This is a genomic window from Burkholderia sp. HI2761 (genome assembly GCF_002223355.1).
Classification (GTDB): domain Bacteria; phylum Pseudomonadota; class Gammaproteobacteria; order Burkholderiales; family Burkholderiaceae; genus Burkholderia.
Genome location: NZ_NKFN01000009.1, coordinates 405,003 through 431,615 on the forward strand (window position 1 = coordinate 405,003; position 26,613 = coordinate 431,615).

The 26,613-nt window shown below is 68.2% G+C and carries 21 protein-coding genes; 15 read left to right on the top strand and 6 right to left on the bottom strand.

The genetic code is table 11. The features are described from left to right. The first annotated feature begins 42 nt into the window (after positions 1-42). The gene (locus tag CFB46_RS33780) at positions 43-1,470 is read left to right on the top strand and encodes an MFS transporter (protein ID WP_027786562.1); all 1,428 of its coding nucleotides are present in this window, start codon (positions 43-45) and stop codon (positions 1,468-1,470) included. A gap of 142 nt (positions 1,471-1,612) precedes the next feature. On the opposite strand, the gene CFB46_RS33785 is transcribed toward CFB46_RS33780, so the two are convergent. Continuing rightward, positions 1,613-3,013, bottom strand: a complete 1,401-nt coding sequence (locus tag CFB46_RS33785; protein ID WP_027786563.1) for an LLM class flavin-dependent oxidoreductase — start codon at positions 3,011-3,013, stop codon at positions 1,613-1,615. Continuing rightward, entirely contained in the window at positions 3,010-4,281 is a 1,272-nt protein-coding gene (locus CFB46_RS33790) for an acyl-CoA dehydrogenase family protein (RefSeq protein WP_027786564.1), read from the bottom strand. The genes CFB46_RS33785 and CFB46_RS33790 overlap by 4 nt, the downstream gene beginning before the upstream one ends. A gap of 345 nt (positions 4,282-4,626) precedes the next feature. Here CFB46_RS33790 and CFB46_RS33795 point away from each other — a divergent pair, with 345 nt between their 5' ends. Continuing rightward, positions 4,627-5,865 (top strand): SfnB family sulfur acquisition oxidoreductase, encoded by a 1,239-nt coding sequence (locus CFB46_RS33795; protein WP_034185528.1) that lies wholly within the window; start codon positions 4,627-4,629, stop codon positions 5,863-5,865. Between the two features lie 59 nt (positions 5,866-5,924). On the opposite strand, the gene CFB46_RS33800 is transcribed toward CFB46_RS33795, so the two are convergent. Then, positions 5,925-6,674, bottom strand: a complete 750-nt coding sequence (locus CFB46_RS33800; RefSeq protein WP_089502467.1) for an SDR family NAD(P)-dependent oxidoreductase — start codon at positions 6,672-6,674, stop codon at positions 5,925-5,927. Between the two features lie 163 nt (positions 6,675-6,837). Between CFB46_RS33800 and CFB46_RS33805 the strand changes: the two genes are divergently transcribed. Further along, positions 6,838-7,731, top strand: a complete 894-nt coding sequence (locus CFB46_RS33805; protein WP_027786567.1) for a LysR family transcriptional regulator — start codon at positions 6,838-6,840, stop codon at positions 7,729-7,731. A 226-nt stretch (positions 7,732-7,957) separates the two neighbouring features. Here CFB46_RS33805 and CFB46_RS33810 read toward each other — a convergent pair whose 3' ends face one another. Both CFB46_RS33810 and CFB46_RS33815 read right to left on the bottom strand, forming a co-directional pair. Further along, positions 7,958-9,046 carry an aldose epimerase family protein gene (locus tag CFB46_RS33810; RefSeq protein WP_027786568.1) on the bottom strand — a complete coding sequence of 363 codons (1,089 nt, stop codon included), beginning with the start codon at positions 9,044-9,046 and terminating at the stop codon, positions 7,958-7,960. Positions 9,047-9,073: 27 nt separating this feature from the next. Continuing rightward, the gene (locus tag CFB46_RS33815; protein WP_027786569.1) at positions 9,074-10,267 is read right to left on the bottom strand and encodes a XylR family transcriptional regulator; all 1,194 of its coding nucleotides are present in this window, start codon (positions 10,265-10,267) and stop codon (positions 9,074-9,076) included. Between the two features lie 264 nt (positions 10,268-10,531). Between CFB46_RS33815 and xylA the strand changes: the two genes are divergently transcribed. The 7 genes from xylA to CFB46_RS33855 all read left to right on the top strand — a co-directional run bounded on the left by xylA (position 10,532) and on the right by CFB46_RS33855 (position 20,279). Then, a complete protein-coding gene (gene xylA / locus CFB46_RS33825) occupies positions 10,532-11,854 on the top strand; it encodes a xylose isomerase (protein WP_027786570.1) in 1,323 nt (440 codons plus the stop codon). Positions 11,855-11,858: 4 nt separating this feature from the next. After that, a complete protein-coding gene (gene xylB, locus CFB46_RS33830; protein ID WP_027786571.1) occupies positions 11,859-13,352 on the top strand; it encodes a xylulokinase in 1,494 nt (497 codons plus the stop codon). A 70-nt stretch (positions 13,353-13,422) separates the two neighbouring features. Beyond that, entirely contained in the window at positions 13,423-14,451 is a 1,029-nt protein-coding gene (gene xylF / locus CFB46_RS33835) for a D-xylose ABC transporter substrate-binding protein (RefSeq protein ID WP_027786572.1), read from the top strand. A 63-nt stretch (positions 14,452-14,514) separates the two neighbouring features. Further along, on the top strand, positions 14,515-16,074 hold the full coding sequence (xylG, locus tag CFB46_RS33840) for a D-xylose ABC transporter ATP-binding protein (RefSeq protein WP_027786573.1): 1,560 nt from the start codon (positions 14,515-14,517) through the stop codon (positions 16,072-16,074). Beyond that, on the top strand, positions 16,071-17,282 hold the full coding sequence (locus CFB46_RS33845) for a sugar ABC transporter permease (protein WP_027786574.1): 1,212 nt from the start codon (positions 16,071-16,073) through the stop codon (positions 17,280-17,282). The genes xylG and CFB46_RS33845 overlap by 4 nt, the downstream gene beginning before the upstream one ends. Before the next feature lie 37 nt (positions 17,283-17,319). Continuing rightward, positions 17,320-17,640, top strand: a complete 321-nt coding sequence (locus CFB46_RS33850) for a hypothetical protein (RefSeq protein ID WP_027786575.1) — start codon at positions 17,320-17,322, stop codon at positions 17,638-17,640. Between the two features lie 515 nt (positions 17,641-18,155). Continuing rightward, positions 18,156-20,279 (top strand): LamG-like jellyroll fold domain-containing protein, encoded by a 2,124-nt coding sequence (locus tag CFB46_RS33855; protein ID WP_227789479.1) that lies wholly within the window; start codon positions 18,156-18,158, stop codon positions 20,277-20,279. Positions 20,280-20,413: 134 nt separating this feature from the next. Here CFB46_RS33855 and CFB46_RS33860 read toward each other — a convergent pair whose 3' ends face one another. Beyond that, positions 20,414-20,671: a hypothetical protein gene (locus CFB46_RS33860; RefSeq protein ID WP_027786577.1), complete on the bottom strand. Its 258-nt coding sequence runs from the start codon at positions 20,669-20,671 to the stop codon at positions 20,414-20,416. 223 nt (positions 20,672-20,894) lie between these two features. Here CFB46_RS33860 and CFB46_RS33865 point away from each other — a divergent pair, with 223 nt between their 5' ends. The 5 genes from CFB46_RS33865 to CFB46_RS33885 all read left to right on the top strand — a co-directional run bounded on the left by CFB46_RS33865 (position 20,895) and on the right by CFB46_RS33885 (position 26,577). Beyond that, complete coding sequence (locus CFB46_RS33865) at positions 20,895-22,385, top strand: sensor histidine kinase (protein ID WP_089502468.1); 1,491 nt, start codon at positions 20,895-20,897, stop codon at positions 22,383-22,385. Next, entirely contained in the window at positions 22,367-23,749 is a 1,383-nt protein-coding gene (locus CFB46_RS33870) for a sigma-54-dependent transcriptional regulator (protein ID WP_027786579.1), read from the top strand. The genes CFB46_RS33865 and CFB46_RS33870 overlap by 19 nt, the downstream gene beginning before the upstream one ends. Before the next feature lie 369 nt (positions 23,750-24,118). Then, positions 24,119-24,700: a hypothetical protein gene (locus tag CFB46_RS33875; RefSeq protein ID WP_230469160.1), complete on the top strand. Its 582-nt coding sequence runs from the start codon at positions 24,119-24,121 to the stop codon at positions 24,698-24,700. 42 nt (positions 24,701-24,742) lie between these two features. Beyond that, entirely contained in the window at positions 24,743-25,291 is a 549-nt protein-coding gene (locus tag CFB46_RS33880) for a hypothetical protein (RefSeq protein WP_027786581.1), read from the top strand. A gap of 20 nt (positions 25,292-25,311) precedes the next feature. Beyond that, complete coding sequence (locus tag CFB46_RS33885; protein WP_027786582.1) at positions 25,312-26,577, top strand: MFS transporter; 1,266 nt, start codon at positions 25,312-25,314, stop codon at positions 26,575-26,577. The last annotated feature ends 36 nt before the right edge of the window (positions 26,578-26,613 follow it).

A 26,613-nucleotide genomic window follows, 5' to 3' on the forward strand; every position in this document is an offset into this window, starting at 1 on the left:
CGACGACCTTGCCGTGCATTCGGCAATAAACTAAGGAATCCGATGAGTTCGATCGATCTGAGCCCCGTCACGCCGGTTTCTTCCCCCATCCGCTCGGCCAGCGACGTCGCGCGCCTGATCAACACGGTGGGCAGTTCGGTCAGCCATGCACGGATGATCGTGCTGCTGGCGCTCGGCGGCGTGTTTCTCGACGCGTACGACCTGACGACGCTGTCGTACGGCATCGACGACGTGGCGCGCGAATTCGGGCTGACGCCCGCGCTGACCGGGCTGGTCGGGTCGGCGATCATGATCGGCACGATCTTCGGCAGCCTGATCGGCGGCTGGCTGACCGACCGGATCGGCCGCTATCAGGTGTTCATGGCCGACATGCTGTTCTTCGTGGTCGCGGCGATCGCGGCCGGGCTCGCGCCGAACGTCTGGGTGCTGATCGCCGCACGTTTCGTGATGGGGCTCGGCGTCGGCATCGACCTGCCCGTCGCGATGGCGTTCCTCGCGGAATTCTCGAAGTTCGACGGCCGCGGCAACAAGGCGTCGCGGCTCGCGGCATGGTGCCCGATGTGGTACGTCGCGTCGTCGGTCTGCTTCCTGCTGATCTTCGGCCTGTATTTCCTGCTGCCGGCCGAGCATGCGGGATGGCTGTGGCGCGCATCGCTGATTTTCGGCGCGGTGCCGGCGCTCGTCATCATCCTGTTCCGCAACCGCTTCATGAACGAATCGCCGCTGTGGGCCGCGAATCAGGGCGATCTGGCCAATGCCGCGCGCATCCTGCGCGAGTCGTACGGCATTCACGCGCACGAAGCGGAGGACGCGCGACGCGAGCCGAGCCCGCCGCCCGTGCGGATTCGCGTGCTGTTTCAGCGCCCGTATCTGGGGCGCACGATCGTCGCCAGCGTGATGAACCTGTGCATCCCGTTCGAGTACACGGCGATTGCGTTCTTCCTGCCGTCGATTCTGTCGCAATTTCTGGGTGCGGGCGTGTTCGAGACGATCGCGGCATCGCTGGCGCTGAACGTGCTGTTCGCGTTCACCGGCGGCTTGCTGGGCATGCGTCTCGCGTATCGCTATCCGTCGCGCCACGTCGCGATCGCGGGTTTCGCGTTGCAGACGGTCGCGCTCGTCGCGCTGGCGCTCGCGGGACATCCGCATGGCGCACTGGCGGTGGGCGTCGTGCTGCTGATGCTCGGCACGTGGCTGTTCGCGGAAGGGTTCGGGCCGGGGGCGCAGATGATGATCTATCCGACGCTGTCGTATCCCGCCGCGATCCGCGGCACCGGCGTCGGCTTCGGACGGTCGCTGTGCGGCATCGGCCAGGCGCTGGCGCTGTTCGTGCTGCCGATCCTGCAAGCCCGACTCGGCACCGACATGTTCTGGGTCGTCGCGGTCAGTGCGGTCACGCCGATCGTGTTTCTGCTGATCGTGCGTCACGAACCGACGGCGCACGACATCGACGACGAAAGCGTCGCGTAAGCGCTGACGGGCGCTGACGGGGACGCTCGCCTTCCCCGGAAAACACGAACGGCTTCGTCGAACCGCACGAAGCCGTTTGTCCTGAAGCCGGCCGGAGTCGCATATGCGGACCGGCCGGCTTCGATATTGCCCGACGTTTTCGTTACGCGCCGACCGCTTCCCGCTCGGCCTCGCGCTTGACCTGTTCGATATCGCGAAACCGCGCGGCCGGATGCTCGTCGGGCAATCGCGCCGAGCCGCCGAAGAGCTTTTCGCGCAGCGTGCCCGGCGCATACGCGCTCGGATACACGCCGCGGCGCTGAAGCTCGGGCACGAGATGGCGGACGACATCCTCGAAGGTTTCATGCGCGACCGCATACGCGAGATTGAAACCGTCCACGTCGGTCGCGGCCACCCATTCCTGCAGGATGTCCGCGACGGTCGCCGCCGACCCCACGAATACCGGGCCCATCCCGCCGATGCCGCCCCAGGCCGCCAGCGCCTCGATCGTCCACGCGGTGTCGCCGCCCGACAGGTGCTCGACCGCCGACACGATGGCATTCGTTTCGACGCGCCTGACGGGATCGGTCGCCGCGTACTGGCCGAAGTCGATACCGGTCCAGCCCGACATGAACACCAGCGAGCCGTCGTACGACACGTAGCGGCGATACTCGTCGAACTTGGCCTGCGCCCGCTCGTCGGTCTCGTCGACGATCACCGTGACGAGGTTGTAGATCAGCACCTTGGCCGGGTCGCGTCCGGCGGCAGCGGCCTGCGCGCGTACGTCGGCCACGTAGCGCGCAAGCTGGTCGCGGGTGGGCGCGGCGACGAACACGCACTCGGCGTGCTGCGCGGCGAACGCCTTGCCGGGGCCCGACGCGCCGGCCTGGAACAGCACCGGCGTGCGCTGCGGCGACGGCTCGCACAGGTGATAGCCGGGCACGTCGAAGAAGCGGCCCTGGTGACCGATCTCGTGCACTTTCTCGGGATGCGTGAACACGCGGCCGTCGCGATCGCGCACCACCGCACCATCCTCCCAGCTTCCCTCGAACAGCTTGTACAGCACCTCGACGTACTCGGCCGCGACCGCATAGCGGTCGTCGTGCGTGCGCAGCCCGTGATCGCCGACGTTCTTCGCGCCGCTCTCCAGGTACGACGTGACGATGTTCCACGCGAGCCGGCCCTTCGTGTGATGGTCGGCGGTCGACAGCCGGCGTGCGAACGTGTAAGGGTGCTCGAACGTCGTCGACGCGGTGATGCCGATGCCGAGATGCTCGGTCGCCATCGCGATCGGCGCGGCCAGTTGCAGCGGATCGTTGACCGGGATCTGCGCGGCCTGGTGCAGCGCGTGATAGTTGCTGCCCTTGTACACGTCGTAGTAGCCGATCACGTCCGCGATGAAGATCGCATCGAAGATCCCGCGCTCGAGCACGCGGGCGAGGTCGGTCCAGTAGTCGAGATCCTTGTACTGCCACGAGCGGTCGCGCGGATGCGCCCACAGGCCGGGCGACTGGTGGCCCACGCAGTTCATCTCGAACGCGTTGAAGCGGATGGTCTTGCTCATTGCGCGGCTCCCGTTTGCGTGCCGGTGCCCGCATCGGCGCCCGAACCGTTGCCCACGCGCCAGACGAACGGCGGCGTGCGGCCGTTGATGATCCAGTCTCCGACGATGCGCGCCTTGTAGACGAGCGGATTGTGCGACGACACCGTGCGCGCGTTGCGCCAGTGGCGATCGAGCGCGGTCGTGCTGCGGGTCGCGGACGCGCCGAGCGCGTCGAACAGGCGCGTCGCCGCGCGCAGCACGAGTTCGGACACGACGAGCTGGCTCTGCGCGGATTCGATTTCGGCCGCGACGTTCGCGGCCTGCTCGGCCGCCTCGTCGCCGCCGAAGCGCGCTTCGTACGCCTGCTGAAGCGGTTGCGCGGCGCGCAGCGCGAGCGCGTCGGCCGCGTATGCCCATGACGCGATCTCGCCGATCACCTGCTGCAGCTGTGCGTCGTCGCCCGCGCGCCGTGCATTGCCGTGGCTGTACACGCGCGTGCGGTTGCGCACGAGTTCGCCCGCGTCGCGCACGATCGCATGGCCGATACCGGCCAGCGTCGCGACGTGGAACAACTGGTAGAACGCGGTCTGGTACTTGAAGCGGCGCGCGAAATCGATCACGTTGTCCGCGTCGACCGTCGCATTCTCGAAACGTGTCGTGCCGCTGCCGGTGGTCGTCTGGCCGAAACCGTCCCAGTCGTCCTCGCGGATCACGCCGGGCTGCGCGGTCGCAACCGCGACGATCACGTCGCTGCCGTCGTGCGCGCGCTGCGCGAACACGTCGATCCAGTCGGCGAACAGGCTGCCGGTGCTGTAGAACTTCCGGCCGTTCAGCACGAGCCGGCCGTGCTGCTCCGACACCTTCGTGGCGGTCTGGCCGAGCGGTACGTCGCCGGCTTCCGACCACGCGTTGCCGACGAGCTGGCCGCTCGCGAAGCGGTCGAGCCAGGTCGTGCGTTGCGGCCCGTCCGGCGCGTTCAACCAATCCTCGACGAACGCGAAATGTCCGCGCAACGCCTGCGGCAAATTGGAATCGGCGGCGGCCAGCTCGGTCAGCAGCCGGAACAACTGCGGCAGCGATGCGCCGGCGCCGCCGGCGTTGACCGGCAGTCGTATCGCGCCGAAGCCAGCGGATTTCAGCCAGCCGATCGCCTCGTGCGGCAGTTCGCGGCGGCGTTCGCGCTCGGCGGTGCCGGTGGCGATGCGCTCGAAGATCGGCCGGAACCGGCTCGCGAGCGCATCGTAGTCGGTACCGGTGGAAAGGTCGAAGGCTGCGTGCGACGAAGTCATGCGGTATTCCTCGAAAGACGGGCCGTGTGCGCCGGGAGCCCAGTATAGGAAGCGCGGCGCGGGCGTTCCAATAACGGATTCTCGGATCGTTATCGTCGCTGCGTATTACCGGGACTGCGACTTCGACCGCGACCGGAACCGCGACCGCGACCGCGACCGCGACCGCGACCGAGTGGGGCCGCATCGACGTTCTCGCGTCCGTTTCGACGCCAAGACACCGGTTCGCCTGCGTCAGGCTCGACATCGTTTGTTATCCAAAGGAATATCGTTTCAAGAATCGCTCGGTTTTCCGGCCCGCGCGGCGCTGCTAGATTGAATGCTTTCGCCATTCGACAGGAGAACCCGATGTCAGACACGAGCGCGACGATTCAGGAGCGGCCGGCCGACGTGCCATCGCAGGCGGCGAACGTGATCGCCGACGATGCGCAAGCGCTTGCGGTCGCGCATGCGCTGGCGCAACGCCTGGCGCAAGGGGCGGCCGAACGCGATCGCGAGCGCCGCCTGCCACGCGAGGAAATCGAATGGTTTTCGCAGTCCGGGCTGTGGGCGATCACGGTGCCGAAGGCATACGGCGGCGCGGGCGTATCGCATGTGACGCTCACCGAGGTGATCAAGATCGTCGCCGCGGCCGATGCGTCGCTCGGGCAGCTTCCGCAGAATCATTTCGGGCTCGTCGACGTGATCGCGCTCGTCGGCAACGACGCGCAGAAGCGTCATTTCTTCGCCGAAGTGCTGAGCGGCAAGCGATTCGGCAACGGGTTCTCGGAGAAGGGCACGAAGCACGTGCTCGACCTGAAGACGCGCGTGCGCCGCGACGGCGACGACTATGTCGTCGACGGCACGAAGTTCTACTCGACCGGTGCACTGTTCGCGCATTACGTGCCGGTGCTCGGGCTCGACGACGCACGCCAGGCATGGCTCGCGTACGTGCCGCAACCGACGCCGGGGTTGACCGTGATCGACGACTGGTCGGGATTCGGGCAGCGCACGACCGCGAGCGGGACGGTCGTGCTCGACGCGGTGCGCATTCCGGCGTCGCACGTGCTGCCGGCGCAGCGCGTATCGGACGTGCCGACGCTCAACGGTCCGCTGTCGCAGATCATCCAGGCGGCGATCGACGCGGGCATCGCGAAGGCGGCCATCGACGATACGCTGACATTCGTGCGAACCCGCTCGCGGCCATGGGTCGACAGCGGCGTCGAACGGGCGGCGGACGATCCGCTGACGATTCGCGAAATCGGCCGCCTGCACGTCCAGCTGCACGCGGCCGACGCGTTGCTCGAGCGTGCGGCGCGCACGCTCGACGAGATCGCGGCAAAGGGCGACGTGACCGATGACGATGTCGCGCGGGCATCCGTCGCGGTCGGTGAAGCGAAGGTGTTGACGACCGAGGTCGCGCTGCTCGCGGGCGAGAAGCTGTTCGAGCTGGCCGGCACGCAATCGACGCTCGCCGAGCACAACCTCGACCGGCATTGGCGCAATGCGCGCACGCATACGCTGCACGATCCGGTGCGCTGGAAATATCACCTCGTCGGCAACTACTACCTGAACGGCGCGCGCCCGGCGCGCCATGCGTGGAATTGAACGTCAGCGGCCGGACGCCGGCAGCGCGCGGGTCGACGGCCGCGCGATGCCGTCGAGCGTCAAACCTGACCGACGCCGCCGTCAACCATCATGTCCGCGCCTGTCATGTACACGCTTTGATCGGATGCAAGGAACACGGCCGCGTTCGCCATCTCCTCGGGCTGCGCGAGCCGGCCGAGGGGGACCATGTTCAGGTACATGTCGACCAAGGATTGACGCTCCTGCGCATTCGTCACCTGTGAGTCGAGCATCGGCGTGTCGGTGACGCCCGGGCTCAGCGTGTTGACCCGAATGCCGCGATTCTTGAACTCGGCGGCCCAGGTGCGTGCATACGAACGCAAGGCCGCTTTCGTCGCTGCGTAGGTGGTGTGACCCGGAATACCCATCACGTGCATGGCCGACGAAACCAGAATGATCGATCCGCCATTCGTCATGAGCGGCAGGAGCTTCTGCACCAGGAAGACGGGGCCACGGGCGTTGAGGTCGAACGTCTTGTCGAAATGTTCCGGGGTCAGGGTATCGATCGACGCCTGTTCGACCAACGCCGCATTCGACACGACGATGTCGACCGCGCCCGTGTCGGCCCTGACCGCCGACGCAACGCGTTCGAGATCGTCGAGATTCGCCGCGTCGGCCTGGATGGCCGTGACATTGCGTCCGATCCGTTCGGCGGCCGCGTCGAGTTGAGCCTGCCGGCGCCCGAAAATGAATACGTGCGCACCTTCGGCGACATAGCGCTGCGCGATCGCGAGACCGATACCGGTTGTGCCGCCGCTGATGACGGCGACCTTGCCTGCGAGAGAAGTCATTGGAATCTTCCGTGTATTCGTGGTTGACGGAAGAAAGCGTAACTGCCTGCGCCGCGAATGATAATCGGGCGAATCTTCATAAGCGCTATTCCTTGTTAGAATCGCTCGCACTTCAATGTGAGCGATCCGAGCGCGGAAACGAGCGGTTTCGCCAGGGGCTGCAATGGATCGATTGGACGAACTCGGCGCCTTCATCGCCGTCGTCGACGCAGGCGGGTTCTCGGCCGCGGCGCGTAGAACCGGCCACTCGCAGTCGGCCATCAGCAAGGCGGTCGGCTCGCTCGAGAAACGTCTCGGCGTCATGCTGCTGAACCGCAGCACACGGAGTGTCACGCTGACGGATCAGGGGCAGCGCTATTACGATCGCATGAAGCCGCTCGTCGACGAGTTCGACGAAGCCGACGGCGAGATGACGAGCAGCACGCTCAATGTCACGGGCCTGGTCAGGATAGCGACGCCTTCGACCTTCGGCCGCCTGCACGTACTTCCGCTTATTCCGGACTTGCTGTCATCGAATCCCGGGCTTCAGGTCGATCTCGTTCTCTCGGACTTCGTGCGAGACATGGTGGAAGATCGCATCGATCTCGCCATTCGAGTCGGTCGAGTCGACGATGCCGACGCTGTCGTCAAACGCGTGGCAAGCACTCGCCTTGTTTGCGTCGGCTCCCGAGACTATTTCGAGCACCATGGCACCCCGAAGGCGCCTGACGAACTGGTCGATCACAATTGCCTTCTGTACGGGGGCCTTTCGGAATCGGCCGCCAGTTGGCCGTTCGTCGGCCCCGCCGGCGATTTCAGCGTGACCGTTCGCGGCAACTTGTCGTCGAACAGCGTCGAAACGATTCGGGCGGGCGTGCTGGCGGGTGTCGGAATTGGCCTCTTCACTGAGGCTTCGCTTACCGACGAACTCGGGCATCCCGGCATCATCACGGTTCTCGACGAATTTTTGAAAGAAGTGAGGGACATCAGCCTCGTGTGGCCGAAACGCCGGTATGTGCCGGCACGCGTCCGCATGGTGACCGACTTCTTTTCCGCCGCTCTTGCCCAGCGCGATTAGGCAACCACGGGGATCGTCACCGTATCGGCATCGAGACGCGAACCGAAGGAACGACAACCGGGACCGCGCATCGCTGACGCCGATCCGGTGGGGCAACCGGTCGTTCGTCATGCGTAAGACCCGCCGCCACGACGGCCCGGATGCCGTGGCGGAGCCGGCAGTCGCCCGGGGCGACGTCGACGCCGCCTGACGCGCGACGATGCGGCTCGCGCGTCCTGTGCGCCTCCTATGCCTGAACCCCCACCCGATACCGGGTGGTTTGCCGATAGACGGCGCCCGGATGAAGGATCGCATCGTCGCGCAGGCCGTCCATGTTGACCTGATCCGGAAAGCCGCCCGCCTCGACGCACAGCGCCGCGTGTCGCGCGCATGGCGTGCCGCCGCTCACGCGCACGCCGTCGAGATAGTTGCCCGTATAGAGCTGCAGTCCGCGCTGATCGGTCGACACGATCAATTCGCGGCCGCTCTCCGGATCGTAGACCCGTGCGACGGGCCGGACCTCGCGCGCGCCGTTGCCCACGACGAAGCAGTGATCGAAGCCGCGTGCGCGCGCCAGTTGCGCATGCGGCCAGTCGAGGCGTGCACCGAGCGGCGCGCTTTGCCGGAAATCGAACGCCGTGCCCGTCACGTCGGCCGTGCCGGTCGGGATCAGCGCGTCGTCCACTTCGAGGAACGCGTCGGCGTCGATGTGCAGCAGATGGCCGCGCACGTCGCTGCCCGCGCGCCCGTTCAGGTTGAAGTAGCTGTGATTCGTCAGGTTCAGCGGCGTCGGCGCATCGGTCCAGCCCGTATAGTCGATCGTCAGCGTGCCGTCGTCGTCGAGCGTGTAGCGAACCTGCACGCTCACGTTGCCGGGGAATCCCGCGTCGCCTTCCGGCGAATTGAGCCGCAGCGTCAGCCCGCCGCTATCGTCGAGCACGTCCCACCGCGCGCGATGAAAACCGTTCGCGCCGCCGTGCAGCAGGTTGCCGTTCTCGTTGCGGTCGAGCAGGTAGTCCACGCCGTCGAGCGTGAAGCGTGCGCCGGCGATCCGGTTCGCCCATCGGCCGATCGTCGCGCCCAGGTAGACCCCGGATTCGAGGTACTCGGCGGGCGTGTCGTGCGCGAGCACGATATCGGCAAAGCGTCCCGTGCGGTCGGGTGCGAGCCACGACACGACGGTCGCGCCGAGGTCGCTGACGACGACACGCATCCCGTGCGCATTGCGCAGCGTATAGCGCCGCACGGGCTCGCCGTCGGGCAACGTGCCCCACGGCTCGGCATGCACGCGTGCCACGCCGGGCGTCAGGTATGAGGAATCGGTATCGATATGCATGAGTGGATGTCGGGTGGGCGGCGCTCGTCAGTGCGTGGCGGCCGCGCGTTCCTGATATTCGCGCGGCGTGCAGCCGAGTTCACGCCTGAACACCGCGTACATGTACTGAATCGACGTGAACCCGCACCGGATCGCGACTTCGGCGCTCGATGCCTGCCGGCCGGCGAGCAGCGCCTGCGCGGCTTCGAGTTTGTGGCGCAGGATCTCCTGGTGCACGGTGCGTTGCAGTTCGCGCCGGAAGTGCTCCTCGAGCAGCGAGCGCGATACGCCGACATAGTCGGCGACCTGTTCGGTCTTGATTCCCTGGCACGCGTACTGCCGGATGAAATGCCGGGCACGCATCACGTGCGGGCTCGCGAGCGGCTGGTGGCGCGTCGATTCGAGCACGTTGATGCCGACCGGCGGCACGAGAATGCGCTGCCCGGGAAAGCGCGCGCCGCGCAGCATCCGGTGCAGCAAGTGCGCGGCGGTGCGGCCCATTTCCTCGGTGCCCTGGATCACCGACGACAACGGAATGCGCGTCAGCGTGCGCGTGAGCGGATCGTTGTCGATACCGATGATCGCGACCTGCTCCGGCACCGCGATGCCGGCGATCAGGCACGCCTGCAGCAGGTGGCGCGCGCGGGCATCGGTCACCGCGATCACGCCGACCGGCTTCGGCAGCGCATGCAGCCAGCCGACCAGTTGTTCGATCGCGTGATTCCAGCCCGACGCGCTCGTCGACAGCCCGCGGTAGATCGGGGCGTCGAGCCCGTCCGCGCGCGCGAGCCGGTCGAACGCCAGTTCGCGCTGCTGCGCCCAGCGGTTCTCCTGCGCGACCGGCAGGCTGTACATCGCGAAATGCGCGAGGCCCGCCCCGATCAGATGCGTATAGGCGAGCGACACGAGCTTGGAGTTGTCCGTCGCAATATATGGGACGCCGTCCGGGTATTGCGTCGGATCCTCGTACGACGATCCGATCGCGACGATCGGCAGCGGCGAACCGGCGAGCGCGTCGGCGACGGCGGGGTCGTCGAAGTCCGCGATGATGCCGTCGCCGTCGAAACGCTCGATCCCGGTGAGCCGGCAGCGGAAGTCGTCTTCGAGGAAGAGGTCCCACACGACGCGCGTCGTGTGCAGGTACTGGCCGATGCCGCTGATGATCTCGCGGTCGTAGACCTTGTTCGCGTTGAACAGCAGCGCGATGCGGTGCGGTGTCTGGGCGGAAGGGGCGCGTGTCATGTCGGTGTCGGGTGAGCGCGTCGGGGGCGCCGTGCCGTTGTCTCCGGGGCGCGCTCGCGGAGGCGGCGCGGTGGTCTGGTGTACGGCGATTGTAGGACGGAACGTGCGCCGCGCGAGCGCGGCTGGCAAGAAACATCAAGCGCGCTGCGCAATTTCGCAATTGCCGGCCGGCAGGCGTGCGGGCACGATCCAGCCAACCGAACTCGGCCGCGTGCGTCGTCGCGACGTGCGTTGCGCTGCAACAAGAACCTGCACGGAGACGCCATGTCGTATTTCGAACACATTCCCGCGATTCGCTACGAAGGTCCGCAGTCGGACAACCCGCTCGCCTATCACCATTACGACCCCGAGAAGCGCGTGCTGGGCAAGACGCTCGCCGAGCATCTGCGGATCGCGGTCTGCTACTGGCACACGTTCGTATGGCCCGGCCACGACATGTTCGGGCAGGGCGCGTTTCAGCGGCCGTGGCAGCAGCCGGGCGACGCGCTCGAACGCGCGCGGATGAAGGCCGACGCCGCATTCGAGTTCTTCACGAAGCTCGGCACGCCGTTCTATACGTTCCATGACACCGACGTCTCGCCGGAAGGCGACAGCCTGCGCGAATACGCGGCCAATTTCGCGCGGATGGTCGACTATCTCGGCGAGCGCCAGCAGGCAAGCGGCGTGCGGCTCCTGTGGGGCACCGCGAACCTGTTCTCGCACCCGCGCTTCGCGGCCGGCGCCGCGACGAACCCGAACCCCGACGTGTTCGCATGGGCCGCCACCCAGGTGTGCCATGCGCTCGACGCGACCCACCGGCTCGGCGGCGAGAACTACGTGCTGTGGGGCGGACGGGAAGGCTACGAGACGCTGCTCAATACCGACCTGAAGCGCGAGCGCGACCAGTTCGCACGCTTCCTGTCGATGGTCGTCGAGCACAAGCACCGGATCGGCTTCAAGGGCGCGCTGCTGATCGAGCCGAAGCCGCAGGAGCCGACCAAGCATCAGTACGACTACGACGTGGCAACGGTGCACGGCTTCCTCGTGCAGTACGGACTGCAGAACGAGATCCGCGTGAACATCGAGGCGAATCACGCGACGCTCGCGGGCCATTCGTTTCATCACGAGATCGCGAATGCATTCGCGCTCGGCGTGTTCGGCAGCGTCGACGCGAACCGCGGCGATGCGCAGAACGGCTGGGACACCGACCAGTTCCCGAACAGCGTCGAGGAACTGACGCTCGCGTTCTATGAAATCCTGCGCCACGGCGGCTTCACGACCGGCGGGATGAACTTCGACGCGAAGGTGCGGCGCCAGAGCATCGATCCGGAAGACCTGTTCTACGGTCACGTCGGCGCGATCGACATACTCGCGCTCGCGCTCGAACGCGCGGCGGTGCTGGTCGAGAACGACCGGCTCGACGCGCTGCGCCGGCAACGCTACGCGCAGTGGGACGATGCATTCGGCCGCAAGATCCTGTCGGGCGGCTATACGCTGGAGTCGCTCGCGGCCGACGCGCTCGCGCGGGGCGTGAACCCGCGGCATGCAAGCGGTGCGCAGGAGCGGCTCGAGAATATCGTGAATCAGGCGATCTACGGGCTGCGCTGACGCCATGTACATCGGACTCGATCTCGGCACGTCGGGCGTGAAGGCGGTGCTGCTCGACCGCGATGGCGCGGTGCGCGCGAGCGCGAGCCGCCCGCTCGCGGTGAGCCGGCCGCAGCCGCGCTGGTCGGAGCAGGCCCCGCGCGACTGGTGGGACGCCGCATGCGGCGCGCTTGCCGCACTCGTGTCGGACGCGCGCACGGCCGGCATCGACCCGCGCGACATCGATGCGCTCGGCCTGACCGGACAGATGCACGGCGCAACGCTGCTCGATGCCGACGGCGACGTGCTGCGCCCCGCGATCTTGTGGAACGACGGACGCGCGGACGCGGAGTGCGAGGAACTCGAACGGCTCGCGCCCGCGCTGCGCACGGTGGCCGGCAACATCGCGATGCCGGGCTTCACGGCGCCCAAGCTGCTGTGGGTGCGTCGTCACGAGCCCGACGTGTTCGCGCGCATCGCCCGCGTATTGCTGCCGAAGGATTATCTGCGCTACCGACTGACCGGCGCGTTCGCGACCGATCCGTCGGACGCCGCCGGCACGCTGTGGCTCGACGTCGCGAAGCGCGACTACGACGACACGCTGCTCGCCGCCTGTGGGCTGTCGCGCACGCAGATGCCGGCCGTATTCGAGGGCAACCGCATCACCGGCACGCTGCTTCCGGCGGTCGCACGAGAGCTCGGCCTGCGCGAGATCCCGGTGGTCGCCGGCGGCGGCGACAACGCGGCCGGCGCGGTGGGCGTCGGCATCGTGCGGCCCGGCGACGCGCTGCTGTCGCTCGGCACGTCGGGCGTGTATTTCGCGGTGTCGGACGGGTTTCGCGCGAATCCCGAATCGGCGGTACACAGCTTCTGTCATGCGCTGCCGGATACGTGGCACCTGATGTCCGTGATGCTGAACGCGGCCGGCTGCGTCGACTTCACCGCGCAACTGGCCGGTTACGACGGCGTCGCGGCGCTGCTCGACGATGCCGAGACGAACGCACGCGCGAGCCACCCGTGGTTCCTGCCGTACCTGAGCGGCGAGCGCACGCCGCACAACGACGTGAACGCGAAGGGCGTGTTCTATGGGCTCGAGCCCGACACGCGGCGCGCGGATCTCGCGAACGCGACGCTCGAAGGCGTCGGCTTCGCGCTGCTCGACGGCATCGACGCGCTGCATGCGGCCGGGCTCGCGCCCGACAGCATCACGGTGATCGGCGGCGGCTCGCGCAGCGCGTACTGGACGCAGATGCTCGCGGACCTGAGCGGCCGTGCGCTGACGCTGCGCGCGGGCGGCGAAGTGGGGCCGGCGCTCGGCGCCGCGCGCCTTGCCCGTCTCGCGCTTGAACCGGGTGCGACGCTCGCCGACGTGTGTCCGCAACCGCCGGTCGTCGCGGTGCGCGAGCCCGATCCCGCGCGGCACGCGTGGTATCGCGACGTGCGGCGGCCGACGTTTCGCGCGCTGTATCGTGCGCTCGAACCGGTGTTTGCGACGGGCGCGCGACGCACGTTGCAGTGACTCGATGCGGGCGGTGCCATCCGGCGGCCGCCCGCGGTTCGTGAGTGGTTCAATAACAAGGAGTGGAGACATGAAATCCGTGACGCGTCGTACCGTATTGAGTTCGCTTGCCGGCGCCGCCGCGCTGGCGATCCTCGCGCTGGGCACGCCGCTCGCCCACGCGAGCAAGGACAAGCCCGAGATCGGCTTCTGTATCGACGACCTGCGCGTCGAGCGCTGGTCGCGCGATCGCGACTATTTCGTCGCGGCCGCGACGAAGCTCGGCGCGAAGGTGTCGGTGCAGTCGGCCGATGCGAGCGAGGAGCGGCAGATTTCCCAGATCGAGAACCTGATCTCGCGCGGCGTCGACGTGATCGTGATCGTGCCGTTCAACTCGAAGACGCTCGGCAACGTCGTCGCCGAAGCGCGCAAGGCCGGCATCAAGGTCGTGTCGTACGATCGCCTGATCCTCGACGCGGACGTCGACGCGTATATCTCGTTCGACAACGAGAAGGTCGGCGAGCTGCAGGCGCAGGGCGTGTTCGACGCGAAGCCGAAGGGCAATTATTTCCTGCTCGGCGGCGCGCCGACCGACAACAACGCGAAGATGCTGCGCGAAGGACAACTGAAGGTGCTGAAGCCGGCGATCGACCGCGGCGACATCAAGGTGGTCGGCCAGCAGTGGGTGCCCGAATGGAGCGCGTCGACCGCGCTGCGGATCGTCGAGGACGCACTGACCGCGAACAACAACAAGATCGACGCGATCGTCGCGTCGAACGACGGCACGGCCGGCGGCGCGATCCAGGCGCTCGCCGCGCAGCATCTGGCCGGCAAGGTGCCGGTGTCCGGGCAGGATGCGGATCTGGCCGCGGTCAAGCGCGTGATCGCCGGCACGCAGACGATGACCGTCTACAAGCCGCTGAAGCTGATCGCGAGCGAAGCCGCGAAGCTCGCGGTCGATCTCGCGAAGGGCACGAAGCCCGCGTTCAACGCGCAATACGACAACGGCAAGAAGAAGGTCGATACGGTGCTGCTGCAGCCGACGCTGTTGACCAAGCGTAACGTCGACGTCGTCGTGAAGGACGGCTTCTATACCCAGGCCCAGCTGGCGAGCCAGTAACGGCGCGACGCGCGGGCGGCGCTTCACCGGCGCACCCGCGCGCATCCTGCGAGGCATGAACGAATGACGGAACCCCTGCTGACGATGCGTGGCATCGTCAAGGCATTCGACGGCGTGAAGGCGCTCGACGGTATCGACCTGACCGTACGGCCCGGAGAATGCGTCGGGCTGTGCGGCGAGAACGGCGCGGGCAAGTCGACGCTGATGAAGGTGCTGTCGGGCGTGTACCCGCACGGCACGTGGGACGGCGAGATCCGCTGGGAAGGCGCGCCGCTCACGGCATCGGGCGTGCGCGACACCGAGCGCGCGGGCATCGCGATCATCCATCAGGAGCTGATGCTCGTGCCCGAGCTGTCGGTGGCCGAGAACATCTTCCTCGGCAACGAGATCACGCTGCCGGGCGGGCGCATGCACTTCGCGGCGATGGTCCAGCGCGCCGAGGAGCTGCTGCACGAATTGCGGATCGACACGATCAACGTCGCGCAGCCGGTGATGAACTACGGCGGCGGCCACCAGCAGTTGATCGAGATCGCGAAGGCGCTGAACAAGCAAGCGAAGCTGCTCATCCTCGACGAACCGTCGTCGTCGCTGAGCGCGTCGGAGACGCGCATCCTGCTCGACATCGTGCGCGACCTGAAGCGCCGCGGCGTCGCCTGCGTCTACATCTCGCACAAGCTCGACGAGGTGGCGGCCGTGTGCGACACGGTTACGGTGATCCGCGACGGCCGCCATGTCGCGACCGAGCCGATGGCCGCGCTGACCACCGACCGGATCATCGCGATGATGGTCGGCCGCGAGATTCGCGACCTGTATCCGCGCGAGCCGCACGAGATCGGCGACGTCGTGCTCGACGTGCGCCACGTGACGTGCCGCGACGTGACGAACGCGCGCCGCAAGCGCGTCGACGACGTGTCGTTCAGCGTACGGCGCGGCGAGATTCTCGGCGTCGCCGGGCTCGTCGGCGCGGGGCGCACCGAGTTGATGCAGGCGATCTTCGGCGCGTATCCGGGCGCGTGCACGGCAACCGTGACGATGAACGGCCGGCCGCTGTCGATCCGCTCGCCGGCCGACGCGATTCGCGCCGGGATCGCGATGGTGCCGGAGGACCGCAAGCGCCACGGCATCGTGCCGCAGCTCGGCGTGGGCCACAACATCACGCTGGCGGTGCTGCGGCGCTTCTCGGCGCGCGGGCGGATCGACGCGGCCGCCGAACTCGATACGATCCGCACCGAGATGCAGCGGCTGTCGGTGCGCGCCGCGCATCCGTTTCTGTCGATCGCGAGCCTGTCGGGCGGCAACCAGCAGAAGGCGGTGCTCGCCAAGATGCTGCTGACCGAGCCGCAGGTGCTGATCCTCGACGAACCGACGCGCGGCGTCGACGTGGGCGCGAAGGCCGAGATCTATCGGCTGATCTTCGCGCTGGCCAAGCGCGGCGTCGCACTGATCGTCGTGTCGTCGGAACTGCCGGAGGTGCTCGGCCTGGCCGATCGCGTGCTGGTGATCGGTGAAGGCGAGCTACGCGGCGATTTCATCAACCAGGGCCTCACGCAAGAACAGATTCTCGGCGCCGCGCTGAAGCCCGCGCGGCTGCCCGCCGAACCCACCGCAGCGAGTGCGACATGAATTCCGAACTTTCTTCCTCGACCCCGGCGACGCCGGATGCGAACGCGCGTCGTCCCGACGGCCGCGCGCCGCGGCTGCCGTTGCGCCATGTCTTCACGCGCTACAAGGTGCTCGCGCTGCTGTTCGCGGTGGTCGCGATCTGGGCGTTCTTCTCGGTGCTCACGGACGGCGCGTTCGTCACGCCGCGCAACGTATCGAACCTGTTGCGGCAGATGTCGATCACCGGCATGCTCGCGTGCGGCATGGTGTTCGTCATCATCGCGGGCGAGATCGACCTGTCGGTCGGCTCGCTGCTCGGGCTGCTCGGCGGCGTCGCCGCGATTCTCGACGTCAACCGCCACTGGCCGGTCGCGGCGACGGTTCCGGCCGTGCTCGTGCTCGGCGTGGTGATCGGGCTCTTCAACGGCTGGTGGTCGACCTATCGGCGCGTGCCGTCGTTCATCGTCGGGCTCGGCGGAATGCTCGCGTTTCGCGGCATCCTGCTCGGCGTGACGGGCGGCTCGACGATCGCACCCGTGTCGGACGGCTTCGTGTTCATCGGGCAGGGCTATCTGCCGCGTGTGGCCGGGGACGCCCTCGCGGTGCTGCTGTTCGTGGTCGCGACGCTGCTGGTGGTGCGGCAGCGCGGCACGCGGCGGCGCTACCGGCTCGCGGTCGCTCCGTTGTGGCAGGACGTCGCGAAGATCGTGGGCGCCGGGGCGGTGCTGTTCGCCTTCGTCGCGACGCTCGACCGTTACGGCGGTATTCCGGTGCCCGTGCTGCTGCTGCTCGTGCTGCTCGGCGTGTTCTCGTGGATCGCCACGCAGACGGTGTTCGGCAGGCGTATCTATGCGGTGGGTTCGAACCTGGAGGCGACGCGGCTGTCGGGCGTGGATACCGACCGCGTGAAGCTCGTGATCTTCGCGCTGATGGGGCTGATGTGCGCGTTTGCCGGCCTCGTCAATACGGCGCGGCTCGCGGCTGGGTCGCCGTCCGCCGGCTCGATGGGCGAACTCGACGCGATCGCCGCGTGCTTCATCGGCGGCACGTCGATGCGCGGCGGGTCGGGCACGGTCTACGGCGCGCTGATCGGCGCGCTCGTGATGGCGAGCCTCGACAACGGAATGTCGATGCTGGACGTCGATGCGTACTGGCAGATGATCGTCAAGGGCGCGGTGCTGGTGCTGGCGGTGTGGATCGACGTGGTGTCGCGATCGAACCGGCGGTGACGGGCCGGTCGGTCGCCAGTCGAAAAAGAGGAAGACCATGGAACCAGACACGATGCGCTTGCCGGATGTTTCCGTGCTCGGGGCGGCCCGGCCGCTCGCGATGCCGGATGCCGGCTCCATGCTCGACCTCGGTGACCCGCGCGACCGGCAGGTGATCGCGGATGCACTGCGCGCGCTGCTGCGCGAGCGTTCCGAAGCGCTTGCATTCGCGATGCGCATGGCCGACCAGTGCGGCCGGCCCCGGCCCGATGCGGCCGATTTCGCGCTGACCGACATCATTCGTCTCGCGCGCATCGTCGAGCGGATCGAGCGGGACGGCGCGGCGAAGCGCGCTGCCGTCCCCGCGAACGCACGCTGAAAGGCAATGGGGCCGATGCGCGGACTGCAGGCCGAAAGCGCCACGCATGCCGTACGGTCGACGTTGAACGCGGCGAACCGGATCGCACGCCGATCGGGCGACGACGCTTGCCCACGTCGCGAGCCGACGGGACCGTTGCTTACAACACGTAATTGACCCAGCCGATCCCGACGCGCACCATGCGCGGTCGCCGCCGCTTCCCACCACTGTCACCGTTCACGTTTAGGATCGCATGGCGTGTTGCCGTGGCGGCCGGAAGCTGGGCAGGCGAAGCGGGGACGCTTCGGAGGATGCCCGATCGACAGCCCTCCGGATCGCCGATCGCCGTGCCGGCATTCCCGGCGCGCGGCACGCTTTCGATGAAGTTCGAACCCAGGGCCGCGCGCGGGCGTGGCCGCAACGACGAAGGGAGACGCATGAGCGGCAGGCAAGGGACGAAGGACAAGGCGATGCGCGAAGCGCTGGCGCATCGCACGGGCGACGCTTCGCAAGCGGAATGGACGTCGGACGACGCGATGTCGCGGCGCACGTTTCTCCACAGTCTGGGCGCGCTGGCGGTGCTCGCCTGCGGCGAGACGTTCGGCGGCGCAAGCACCGCACTCGCCGCCGTATCGACGGGCTCGTCGCCGGCCTTCGTCCATCCGGGCCTGCTGCATACGCAGGCGGATTTCGATCGCGTCGCGCAAAAGATGATGACGCACGCGCAGCCGTGGTTCGACGGCTGGTCGGTGCTGATCGCGAACAGCCACGCGAACTCGTCGTGGAAGCCGCGGCCGCAGGTCGAAATCGATCGCGGCGGCAAGGGGTCGCAAAACTATGGAATCCTGTACAACGACGTCGCCGCCGCCTATGCGTGCGCGCTGCGCTGGAAAGTGACCGGCGACAGGGCGTATGCGGACACGGCGGTGCGGATCATGAACGAATGGGCGTCGACGCTGCAGCGCCTGGGCGGCGATTCGAACGTCGATCTCGCGGCCGGCCTGTACGGCTACGAGTTCGCGAATGCCGGCGAAATCATGCGCGGCTATCCGAACTGGGCCGCGGCGGATTTCGCCGCGTTCCAGAAGATGATGCGCACCGTGTTCTACCCGATCAACACCGATTTCCTGCATCGCCACAACAATACCGAGATCACGCACTACTGGGCGAACTGGGATCTGTGCAATATCGCGTCGATTCTCGCGATCGGCGTGCTGTGCGACGACCGCGCGCTGTTCGACGAGGCGATCGACTATTTCCGGTCGGGGCCCGGCAACGGCGCGATACCGCAGGCGGTGTATTACCTTCATCCCGGCCATCTCGGCCAGTGGCAGGAGAGCGGCCGCGACCAGGGGCACAACACGCTCGGCATCGCGCTGGCGGGCGCGATCTGCGAGATGGCCTGGAACCAGGGCGTCGACCTGTACGGATACGACAACAACCGCTTTCTCGCCGGCGCGGAATACGTCGCGAAAGCCAACCTGCGCCAATCGCCCGACGGTCCGTTCTTCGACGTGCCCTACGTCACCTACGCGAACGTGAACGTCACGCAAACGCAGTTCGCGACCGGCGGACAGGGCGGCGTTCGGCCGTGCTGGGCGCTCGTGTACAACCATTACGTGAACCGCAAGGGGCTCGCGGCGCCGTGGTCGAAACGTTTCGCGCTCGCGGCGCAGCCCGAGGGCGGGGGCGGCAACTACGGGCCCAACAGCGGTGGTTACGACCAGCTCGGCTACGGCACGCTGATGCACACGCGCGATCCGGCCGGGGCCGCGCCGGCGCCGAGCGGCCTGACCGCGCATGCGAGCACCGGGCGCGCGGTGTTGTCGTGGTGGGGCGTCGCGAACGCCACGCACTACACGGTCAAGCGCGGCGCGGCATCGGGCGGCCCGTACGCCACCGTGGCGACCGGCATCGTCGATCCGCTGACGTGGACGGACAGCCCGGCCGCGGGTACCTGGTATTACGTGGTGAGCGCGACGACGCCGACGGGCGAAACGGCGAATTCTGCGCCAGCGCGCGTGGTGACCGGCCAGCAGTTGCAGATCTGGCTGCCGTTCGACGAGTCGCGTGGCGCCACCGCCGCCGATCGCAGCGGCAACGGGCATGCCGGTACGCTGGTCGGTGCGGCGGCATTCGCGCCGGGGCGCAACGGCAATGCGCTGTCGCTCGACGGTGCCGGCAGCCATGTCGCGCTTGCGGCGGGCGTGCTGGCCGACGTGTCGGATTTCACGGTTGCCGCGTGGGTGTGCGCGCGCACCGTGCGGAAATGGTCGCGGGTGTTCGACTTCGGCACCGGCACCGGGCGCTACATGATGCTCACGCCGCTGGCCGACACCGGTGTGCTGCGCTTCGCGATCACGGTCAACGGGCCGCACGGCGAACGGCGCATCGATGCGAAGGCGCCGCTGCGGGCCGCGCAGTGGACACACGTTGCCGTCACGCTGGCGGGTACGACGGCGACGCTCTACGTCGACGGTGCAGCCGTCGGCAGCGCGACCGACGCGTTTCTCGCGCCCTGGCGACTCGGTTCGACCGCGAACAACTGGATCGGGCGTTCGCAGTTTGCGGCCGATCCGGCCTTCGACGGCCTCGTGAGCGATTTCCGCGTGTACCAGGGGGCGCTGACGGCGGCGCAAGTCGCCGCGCTTGCGCGGTAGGGGCGCCCCACACGCCAGGATTGGCCGAGATGGCCGGCGCCGGATTTCCGGCGGCGGGCGTTTTTGATTCCCGTTCGTTTTTTCGGTCGGACACCTTTAAGCCTGATCATGCCCTGCCTTGTGTCCCGAACGGATTACATACTTGCCTTCGACGACAGCCGCGCGAGATCGACCGTCTGGTGGGACGAGCGGATCACCCTCATGACGATCCACACGACGAGGTAAGCCGAGCCGCAGATCATGAAGAGGATGTTGTAGCCCGCGCCGATGTGCCCGAGCGCCTTGAAGTGATCGAGAACGGCGCCCACTAGCAGCGGGAAGAGCGTTGCGCCGAGCGCACCCGCCAGTCCGCCGATACCCACCACCGAACCGACGGCTGCCTTGGGAAACATGTCCGAAGCCGTGGTGAACAGATTGGCCGACCATTCCTGGTGCGCGGTCGTCGGGATCGGTCGCCGATTCCGAAATGCAAGCGGCGAGCGTGATGGCAGCGGCGCGCGCCGTCGCCGTTCCCATCCGGTCGGGCCAGCCGTCGGCGCGATGGATGGCGGTCGTGACGGCTTCGCATGACATGCAATACGCTATTCTGTCGTCCTCGACCGCCAGCCCGATCCGATGAAGCGCCCGTCGTTTTCCACCCAACTCGTCATGCTCTGGGCACTCGTCGCGGCGCTGTACGCGACGCTGGTCGCGGTCGTCTGGGTCATGGCGAGTTCCGCCGAGAGCCAGCAGGTGGCCAGCGCGAAGGCCGCCGGCGCGTCGGCATGCGAAGCGGTCGCGTCGCGTTACAGCGCGTCTTCCGCGTCGGCGGGCGCCGCGCCCGGGCCGGAGCTGATGCACGCGATCCTCGATATCGTGCTCTCCCGTGCGCCGGACATGGAGGGCGGGTTCTGGATGCCCGGCGCCGCCCCTGCGGCGAGCGGCTTTCTCGCGTATTCCTTTCCCACTTATCAGGGCAGCGGCGCCAAACACGACGTTCCGGAAGCGGAAACGCCGCTGATCCTCCGCACGCTGCGTGCCTCGGCCGCGACGCATGCCGCGACGGCGAACGTCGTCGAAGGCGCGCAGGATGCCGTGATCGCGGCGGCCTGCCCGGTACGCGGCGGCTCGGGTCTGTACGTGTGGATGCTGACGCGTGCGCGCCCGCCGCTGGGCCGGCACGGGGAACTGCTGGCAACGGGCCTCGCGGCCGTGCTCGCCGTGATTCTGGCGATCGCGGCGGCGCTGGCCGTGGCGCTGCGCCGATGGAAGCGCAATCTCGCACGGATCGAGAGGGGGCTGGGGCCCGACGGTCGCGAGCATCACCTGCCGTACGTCGGCGAACCCGATCTCGACCGCGTCATCGATGCGTTCAACGAGCGGGCGCGGCGCGCGGACCTGTTGCAACAGCAGGCCGACGAACTGCGCACGCGCCTCGCGCAGGCCGAGCGCTTCGGCATGCTGGGCAAGCTTGCCGCGCAGGTTGCGCACGAGATTCGCAATCCGATGGGCGCGATGCGGCTGAAGGCGGAAAACGCGCTGGCCGGTGACGGCCGGCGGCAGCAGGACGCGTTGCGCGTGATCCTCGCGCAGATCGAGCGCATCGACGCGCAATTGTCGAGCCTGCTCGCGCTGACGCAGCCGGTGCGCCCGCATGCGACACGTGTCGACGTCGACGCGTGGCTCGCGCAGGTCGTCAATGCGCACCGCGAGCTGGCGCAGCGGCAAGCGATCGATCTGACGCTGTCGCTCGCGGGGCAGGGCGAACGGCTCGCGTGGCCGTCGGATTTTCCCGCTTTCGATCCCGACCAGATGCGGCGGGCGCTCGACAATCTGCTGCTCAACGCGCTGCACCACGCGGGCGACGGCGGCGCGGTCACGCTCGCCGCCGAGCGGCGCGCGTTCGCCGGGCGCGACTGGCTGCGCATCATCGTGTCGGACAGCGGCCCCGGCGTGCCGGCCGCGCAGCGCGAGCGGATTTTCGAGCCGTTCGTGACGGGCCGCGCGGATGGCACGGGTCTCGGTCTTGCCGTCGTCCGCGAAGTGGCGGCGGCGCACGGCGGGCACGCGCGCCTCGATGGAGGCGCCGCATTCGTGATTGAAATTCCATGGCAAACATCCTCATAGTCGACGACGACGCGGCCTTTCGCGACGGCCTCGCCGAAACGCTCGCCGATCTCGGTCATCGCGTCGTCGAGGCCGCAACCGGCCGGGCCGCGCTCAGCGTGCTGCGCGACGGCGGTGGCAACGGTATCGAATGCATCTTTCTGGATTTCCGCCTGCCGGATCTGGACGGATTGGCCGTGCTGGCGCAACTGCGCGACGATGCCACCCTGGCCGCGATTCCGGTCGTCATGCTGACGGCCCATGCGACCAGCGACAACACGATCGAAGCGATGCGGCTCGGCGCATTCGATCACCTGACGAAGCCGATCGGGCGTCGCGACATCGCGCAACTGCTCGAACGCATCGTGTCGGCGAATCAGCCGCCGGCGCCGGCGCCATCCGACGGCGGTTTCGCGGGCGAACCTGCCGCGGACCGACCGCGCTTGCTGGGCGTGAGCGCGGCGATGCGCGACGTGCAAAAGCAGATCGGCCGGGCCGCGATGAGCGATGCGACCGTGCTCCTGACCGGCGAGACGGGTACGGGCAAGGAGGTGGCGGCCCGCGTGCTGCATGCGGCATCGGCGCGGCATGCGGGGCCGTTCGTCGCCGTCAACTGCGCGGCCATCCCGGCCGATCTGCTCGAAAGCGAGTTGTTCGGGCATCGTCGCGGCGCGTTCACCGGGGCGCATGCCGATCGCGCGGGGCGGCTCGTCGAGGCCGACGGCGGGATGCTTTTTCTCGACGAGATCGGCGACATGCCCGCCGCGATGCAGGCGAAGCTGTTGCGCGCGCTGCAGGAGCGTCAGGTGATGCCGCTCGGCGCGGATCGCCCGACCGCGATAGACATTCGCGTCGTGGCCGCGACACACCGCGACCTCGCCGCGGCGGTCGCGAACGGCACGTTCCGCGAAGATCTCTTCTATCGGCTGAACGTCATTCCGCTGCACCTGCCGCCGCTCGCGGAGCGTGTGGCCGACATCCTTCCGCTGGCCGCGCATTTCCTCGGCAGCGCGGCGGGCATGCGCCCGCTGCACCTGACGAACGACGCACAGCGCGCGCTGCTCGATCACCGCTGGCCGGGCAACGTTCGGGAACTGCGCAACGTGATGGAGCGGGCGGCCGCGCTCGCCCCCGGGCCGGCCGTCAGCGCGGCCGATCTCGGCCTGGCCGCCGTGCCGGCGCGCCAGCCGGGCGCCGATGCGGTGCCGGCGCACCTGCTCGACATGCCGCTGCCCGATGCGTTGGCGACGGTCGAGCGCGCGGCGATCATGCATGCGCTCGAGCGCGCGAACGGCAATCGCGCGGAAGCCGCGAGGCAGCTCGGGATCGGCCGCCAGTCGCTCTATGCACGCATGGCGAATCTCGGGATCGAGCGCGACGACTAGTCGCGCCGTTTCGACTGTCGGGAATGCCGACATCCGGCGAAGCGACGTGTCGGGAAATCCGACATGTTTGGCGCGCGTCGTCGTTCGGCGCATGACCACGCGGGGCGTCACGGGTTGGCACGGGTATTGCGGATATCGATGCATCGCAATCCGTCGCCGGAGCCCGTCATGAAGTCGTACCTGCCTGTCGTTCGATCGCGGCCGCGGTGCCGTGGCGCCGTGCGCCGGTCGTATCGCATGCTCTGCGCCGCCGCACTCGTTGCCGTCGCAACGGTCGGCCTGGCGCAGGTGCCGCCGGCGCCGCGCGCGGAAGACCCGCCCGGCGCCGTGCCGCCTCCGTCTCCTGCTCCTCCTCGGCCTCGCACGCTCGTGCCTGCCGGGCCCGGAAACGACACCGCATCGGATGCGCTGGTTTCCGGCACGCTGTCGCGCCTGACGATCAATCCGGAAGGCACCGTCGACGGCTTCGTGCTCGCCGACGGCACGCTCGTCCGACTGCCGCCGCATCTCGGTTCGCAACTGACAGCGCTCGTGCGGTCGGGCCAGCGTGTCACGGTAGCCGGCGAACGACGCGTCGACGATGAAATCCGCGCACGCATCGTCCGCAACGACGACACCGGTGCATCGCTGTCCGATCAGCCGCCCGCGCCCGTCGCGCCCGTGCCGCCCATGCTGCGCGGCGTCCACCTCGCCCGCCTGAGCGTGTCCGGCGTCGTGCGCCGCGTGACGCGCGCGCCGCGCGGCGAGCCGGACGGCGTAATGCTCGACAGCGGTGCAATCGTCAAGCTGACCGTTCCGGCCGCCCAGCAATTCGGCGCGCTGCTCGTCCCCGGCGAGCGCGTGGCCGCGGTCGGTTACGGCACGCGCAACGCATACGGTGAAGCGTTGCAGGCGACGGCGTTCGGCGCACCGGGCCATGTCGTGAATCTCTATGACGATGTCGCGCGCTGATCGCGCGACGCTGTTCCCCAATCCATCGAAAGGAGTCCTGCCATGCACTGGATCGATCCCGCCTGCCTGCCCGAAACGCGCGGCCGCGTCACGCAGTTCCTGCTCAATCCGCACGGAGAAATAGACGGCCTGATCCTGAACGGCGACCTGCAGGTTCACGTGCCGCCGCATCTGGGCCGCGAACTGGTGCGCCGTGTGGCGGTCGGCGACCGCATTCGCGTGCGGGGCGTCAAGCCGCGTCGAGCGGCGATGATCGCGGCCGTGCAACTGACCGGGCGCGACGGCGTCGACATCGTCGACGACGGGCCTGCGCACGCTGCACCGCCGAAGCCGACGCACGCCACTCGAAAACCGATGGAATCGAGCGGCGAAGTCGCGTTTGCGCTGCACGGCCCGAAAGGCGAGTTGAACGGCGCGTTGCTGACGAGCGGCGTCGCGTTGCGGGTACCGCCGCATGCGGCTGAAGCCCTGCACGATTATCTGCGTCCCGGTGTCCATGTGCAGGCGTGGGGCCACGGCATCGTCACGCCGCACGGCACGATGCTCGACGTGAGCGAGATCGCAGAGCTCGTCGATGCGGATATCGAATGATCGTGCGACGGTGAGACGACATGAGAGCGGCACGCGCGCTCGAAGCGCTCAACTTCTTCCTGGCCGACGTGCAGGCCGGCATCGGCCCGTTCATCGGCGTCATTCTGCTGTCGCGCGGCTGGGGTGCCGATGCGATCGGCTCGGTCATGACGCTGGCCGGGCTCGCCGCGATGGCCGCGACGCCGTTGGCCGGCGCGCTCGTCGATGCGGTGCGCGCGAAGCAGGCGTTGATCGTCGTGGCGACCGCGGTGACGGCGCTTGCGTCGCTGGCGTTGATCTTCGTCCACAGCTATCCGGCGGTGGCGGCGTCGCAGATCCTGGCGGCGGTCAGCGGCGCGGTGCTGGCGCCGGCCGCCGCGGGCGTGACGCTCGGCATAGTGCGCCGGCAGGGGTTCGATCGGCAGTTCGGGCGCAACCAGATGGCGAACCATGCCGGCAACGTCGCCGGTGCGGCGCTCGCTGGGTGGCTCGGCTGGCATGTCGGATTCGACGCGGTGTTCGCGCTCGTCGGCGTGTTTACGGTCCTCGCGATCGTGAGCACCCTGGCGATTCCCGGGCACGCGATTGATCATGCGTCCGCACGTGGTCTCGATCCTGCCGGCGCTACGCCGGGAACGGACGCGACGCATCCCGATGCGTTCGACACGGCGTCGACGTCGCGCGTCGGCGGCCTGCGCACGCTCGCCGAAAACCGGCCGCTGGTTCTGCTCGGCGCGTCGCTCGCGCTGTTTCATCTCGGCAACGCCGCGATGCTGCCGCTCTACGGGATGGGCGTCGTCGTCACGCATCGCAGCAACCCGAGCGCGTTCACTGCACAGACCATCGTTATCGCGCAGTGCGTGATGATTGCGGCGGCGTGGCTCGCGCCCCGACTGATTCGCACGCACGGTTACTGGCGGGTGCTGCTGTGCTCGTACCTCGTGCTGCCGGTGCGCGGGCTGGTCGCCGCGACGTGGATGAGCGAAGCGGGCGTGTGGCCGGTGCAGGTGCTCGACGGTATCGGCGCCGGCCTGCAAAGCGTGGTCGTGCCCGCGCTCGTGGTTCGCCTGCTGCATGGCTCCGGCCGCGTGAATGCCGGGCAGGGCGCCGTCGCGACCGCGCAGGGCATCGGCGCGGCGCTCAGTCCGGTGCTGGGCGGCGTGCTCGCGCAGCACTTCGGCTATCCGGCCGCGTTCGTCGTGCTGGGCGCCGTGTCGACGGGCTCGCTCGCGCTGTGGCTCGGCCACGCGCGATCGCTGAGCAGCGTGTGCGGCAAGCCCGCCGATCTATCGGCGACATCGTCGTGACAGCGATGTCGATTCCCATGCCTCCGTCCCTTTGCT

Coding starts and splice junctions, on each gene's coding strand:
- xylB (WP_027786571.1), top strand. CDS start 11,859: ATGTACATCGGACTCGATCTCGGCACGTCGGGCGTGAAGGCGGTGCTG.
- xylF (WP_027786572.1), top strand. CDS start 13,423: ATGAAATCCGTGACGCGTCGTACCGTATTGAGTTCGCTTGCCGGCGCC.
- CFB46_RS33800 (WP_089502467.1), bottom strand. CDS start 6,674: ATGACTTCTCTCGCAGGCAAGGTCGCCGTCATCAGCGGCGGCACAACC.
- CFB46_RS33795 (WP_034185528.1), top strand. CDS start 4,627: ATGTCAGACACGAGCGCGACGATTCAGGAGCGGCCGGCCGACGTGCCA.
- CFB46_RS33785 (WP_027786563.1), bottom strand. CDS start 3,013: ATGAGCAAGACCATCCGCTTCAACGCGTTCGAGATGAACTGCGTGGGC.
- CFB46_RS33870 (WP_027786579.1), top strand. CDS start 22,367: ATGGCAAACATCCTCATAGTCGACGACGACGCGGCCTTTCGCGACGGC.
- CFB46_RS33810 (WP_027786568.1), bottom strand. CDS start 9,046: ATGCATATCGATACCGATTCCTCATACCTGACGCCCGGCGTGGCACGC.
- CFB46_RS33855 (WP_227789479.1), top strand. CDS start 18,156: ATGTCGCGGCGCACGTTTCTCCACAGTCTGGGCGCGCTGGCGGTGCTC.
- CFB46_RS33805 (WP_027786567.1), top strand. CDS start 6,838: ATGGATCGATTGGACGAACTCGGCGCCTTCATCGCCGTCGTCGACGCA.
- xylG (WP_027786573.1), top strand. CDS start 14,515: ATGACGGAACCCCTGCTGACGATGCGTGGCATCGTCAAGGCATTCGAC.
- CFB46_RS33850 (WP_027786575.1), top strand. CDS start 17,320: ATGGAACCAGACACGATGCGCTTGCCGGATGTTTCCGTGCTCGGGGCG.
- CFB46_RS33885 (WP_027786582.1), top strand. CDS start 25,312: ATGAGAGCGGCACGCGCGCTCGAAGCGCTCAACTTCTTCCTGGCCGAC.
- xylA (WP_027786570.1), top strand. CDS start 10,532: ATGTCGTATTTCGAACACATTCCCGCGATTCGCTACGAAGGTCCGCAG.
- CFB46_RS33780 (WP_027786562.1), top strand. CDS start 43: ATGAGTTCGATCGATCTGAGCCCCGTCACGCCGGTTTCTTCCCCCATC.
- CFB46_RS33845 (WP_027786574.1), top strand. CDS start 16,071: ATGAATTCCGAACTTTCTTCCTCGACCCCGGCGACGCCGGATGCGAAC.
- CFB46_RS33790 (WP_027786564.1), bottom strand. CDS start 4,281: ATGACTTCGTCGCACGCAGCCTTCGACCTTTCCACCGGTACCGACTAC.
- CFB46_RS33860 (WP_027786577.1), bottom strand. CDS start 20,671: ATGTTTCCCAAGGCAGCCGTCGGTTCGGTGGTGGGTATCGGCGGACTG.
- CFB46_RS33865 (WP_089502468.1), top strand. CDS start 20,895: ATGAAGCGCCCGTCGTTTTCCACCCAACTCGTCATGCTCTGGGCACTC.
- CFB46_RS33815 (WP_027786569.1), bottom strand. CDS start 10,267: ATGACACGCGCCCCTTCCGCCCAGACACCGCACCGCATCGCGCTGCTG.
- CFB46_RS33880 (WP_027786581.1), top strand. CDS start 24,743: ATGCACTGGATCGATCCCGCCTGCCTGCCCGAAACGCGCGGCCGCGTC.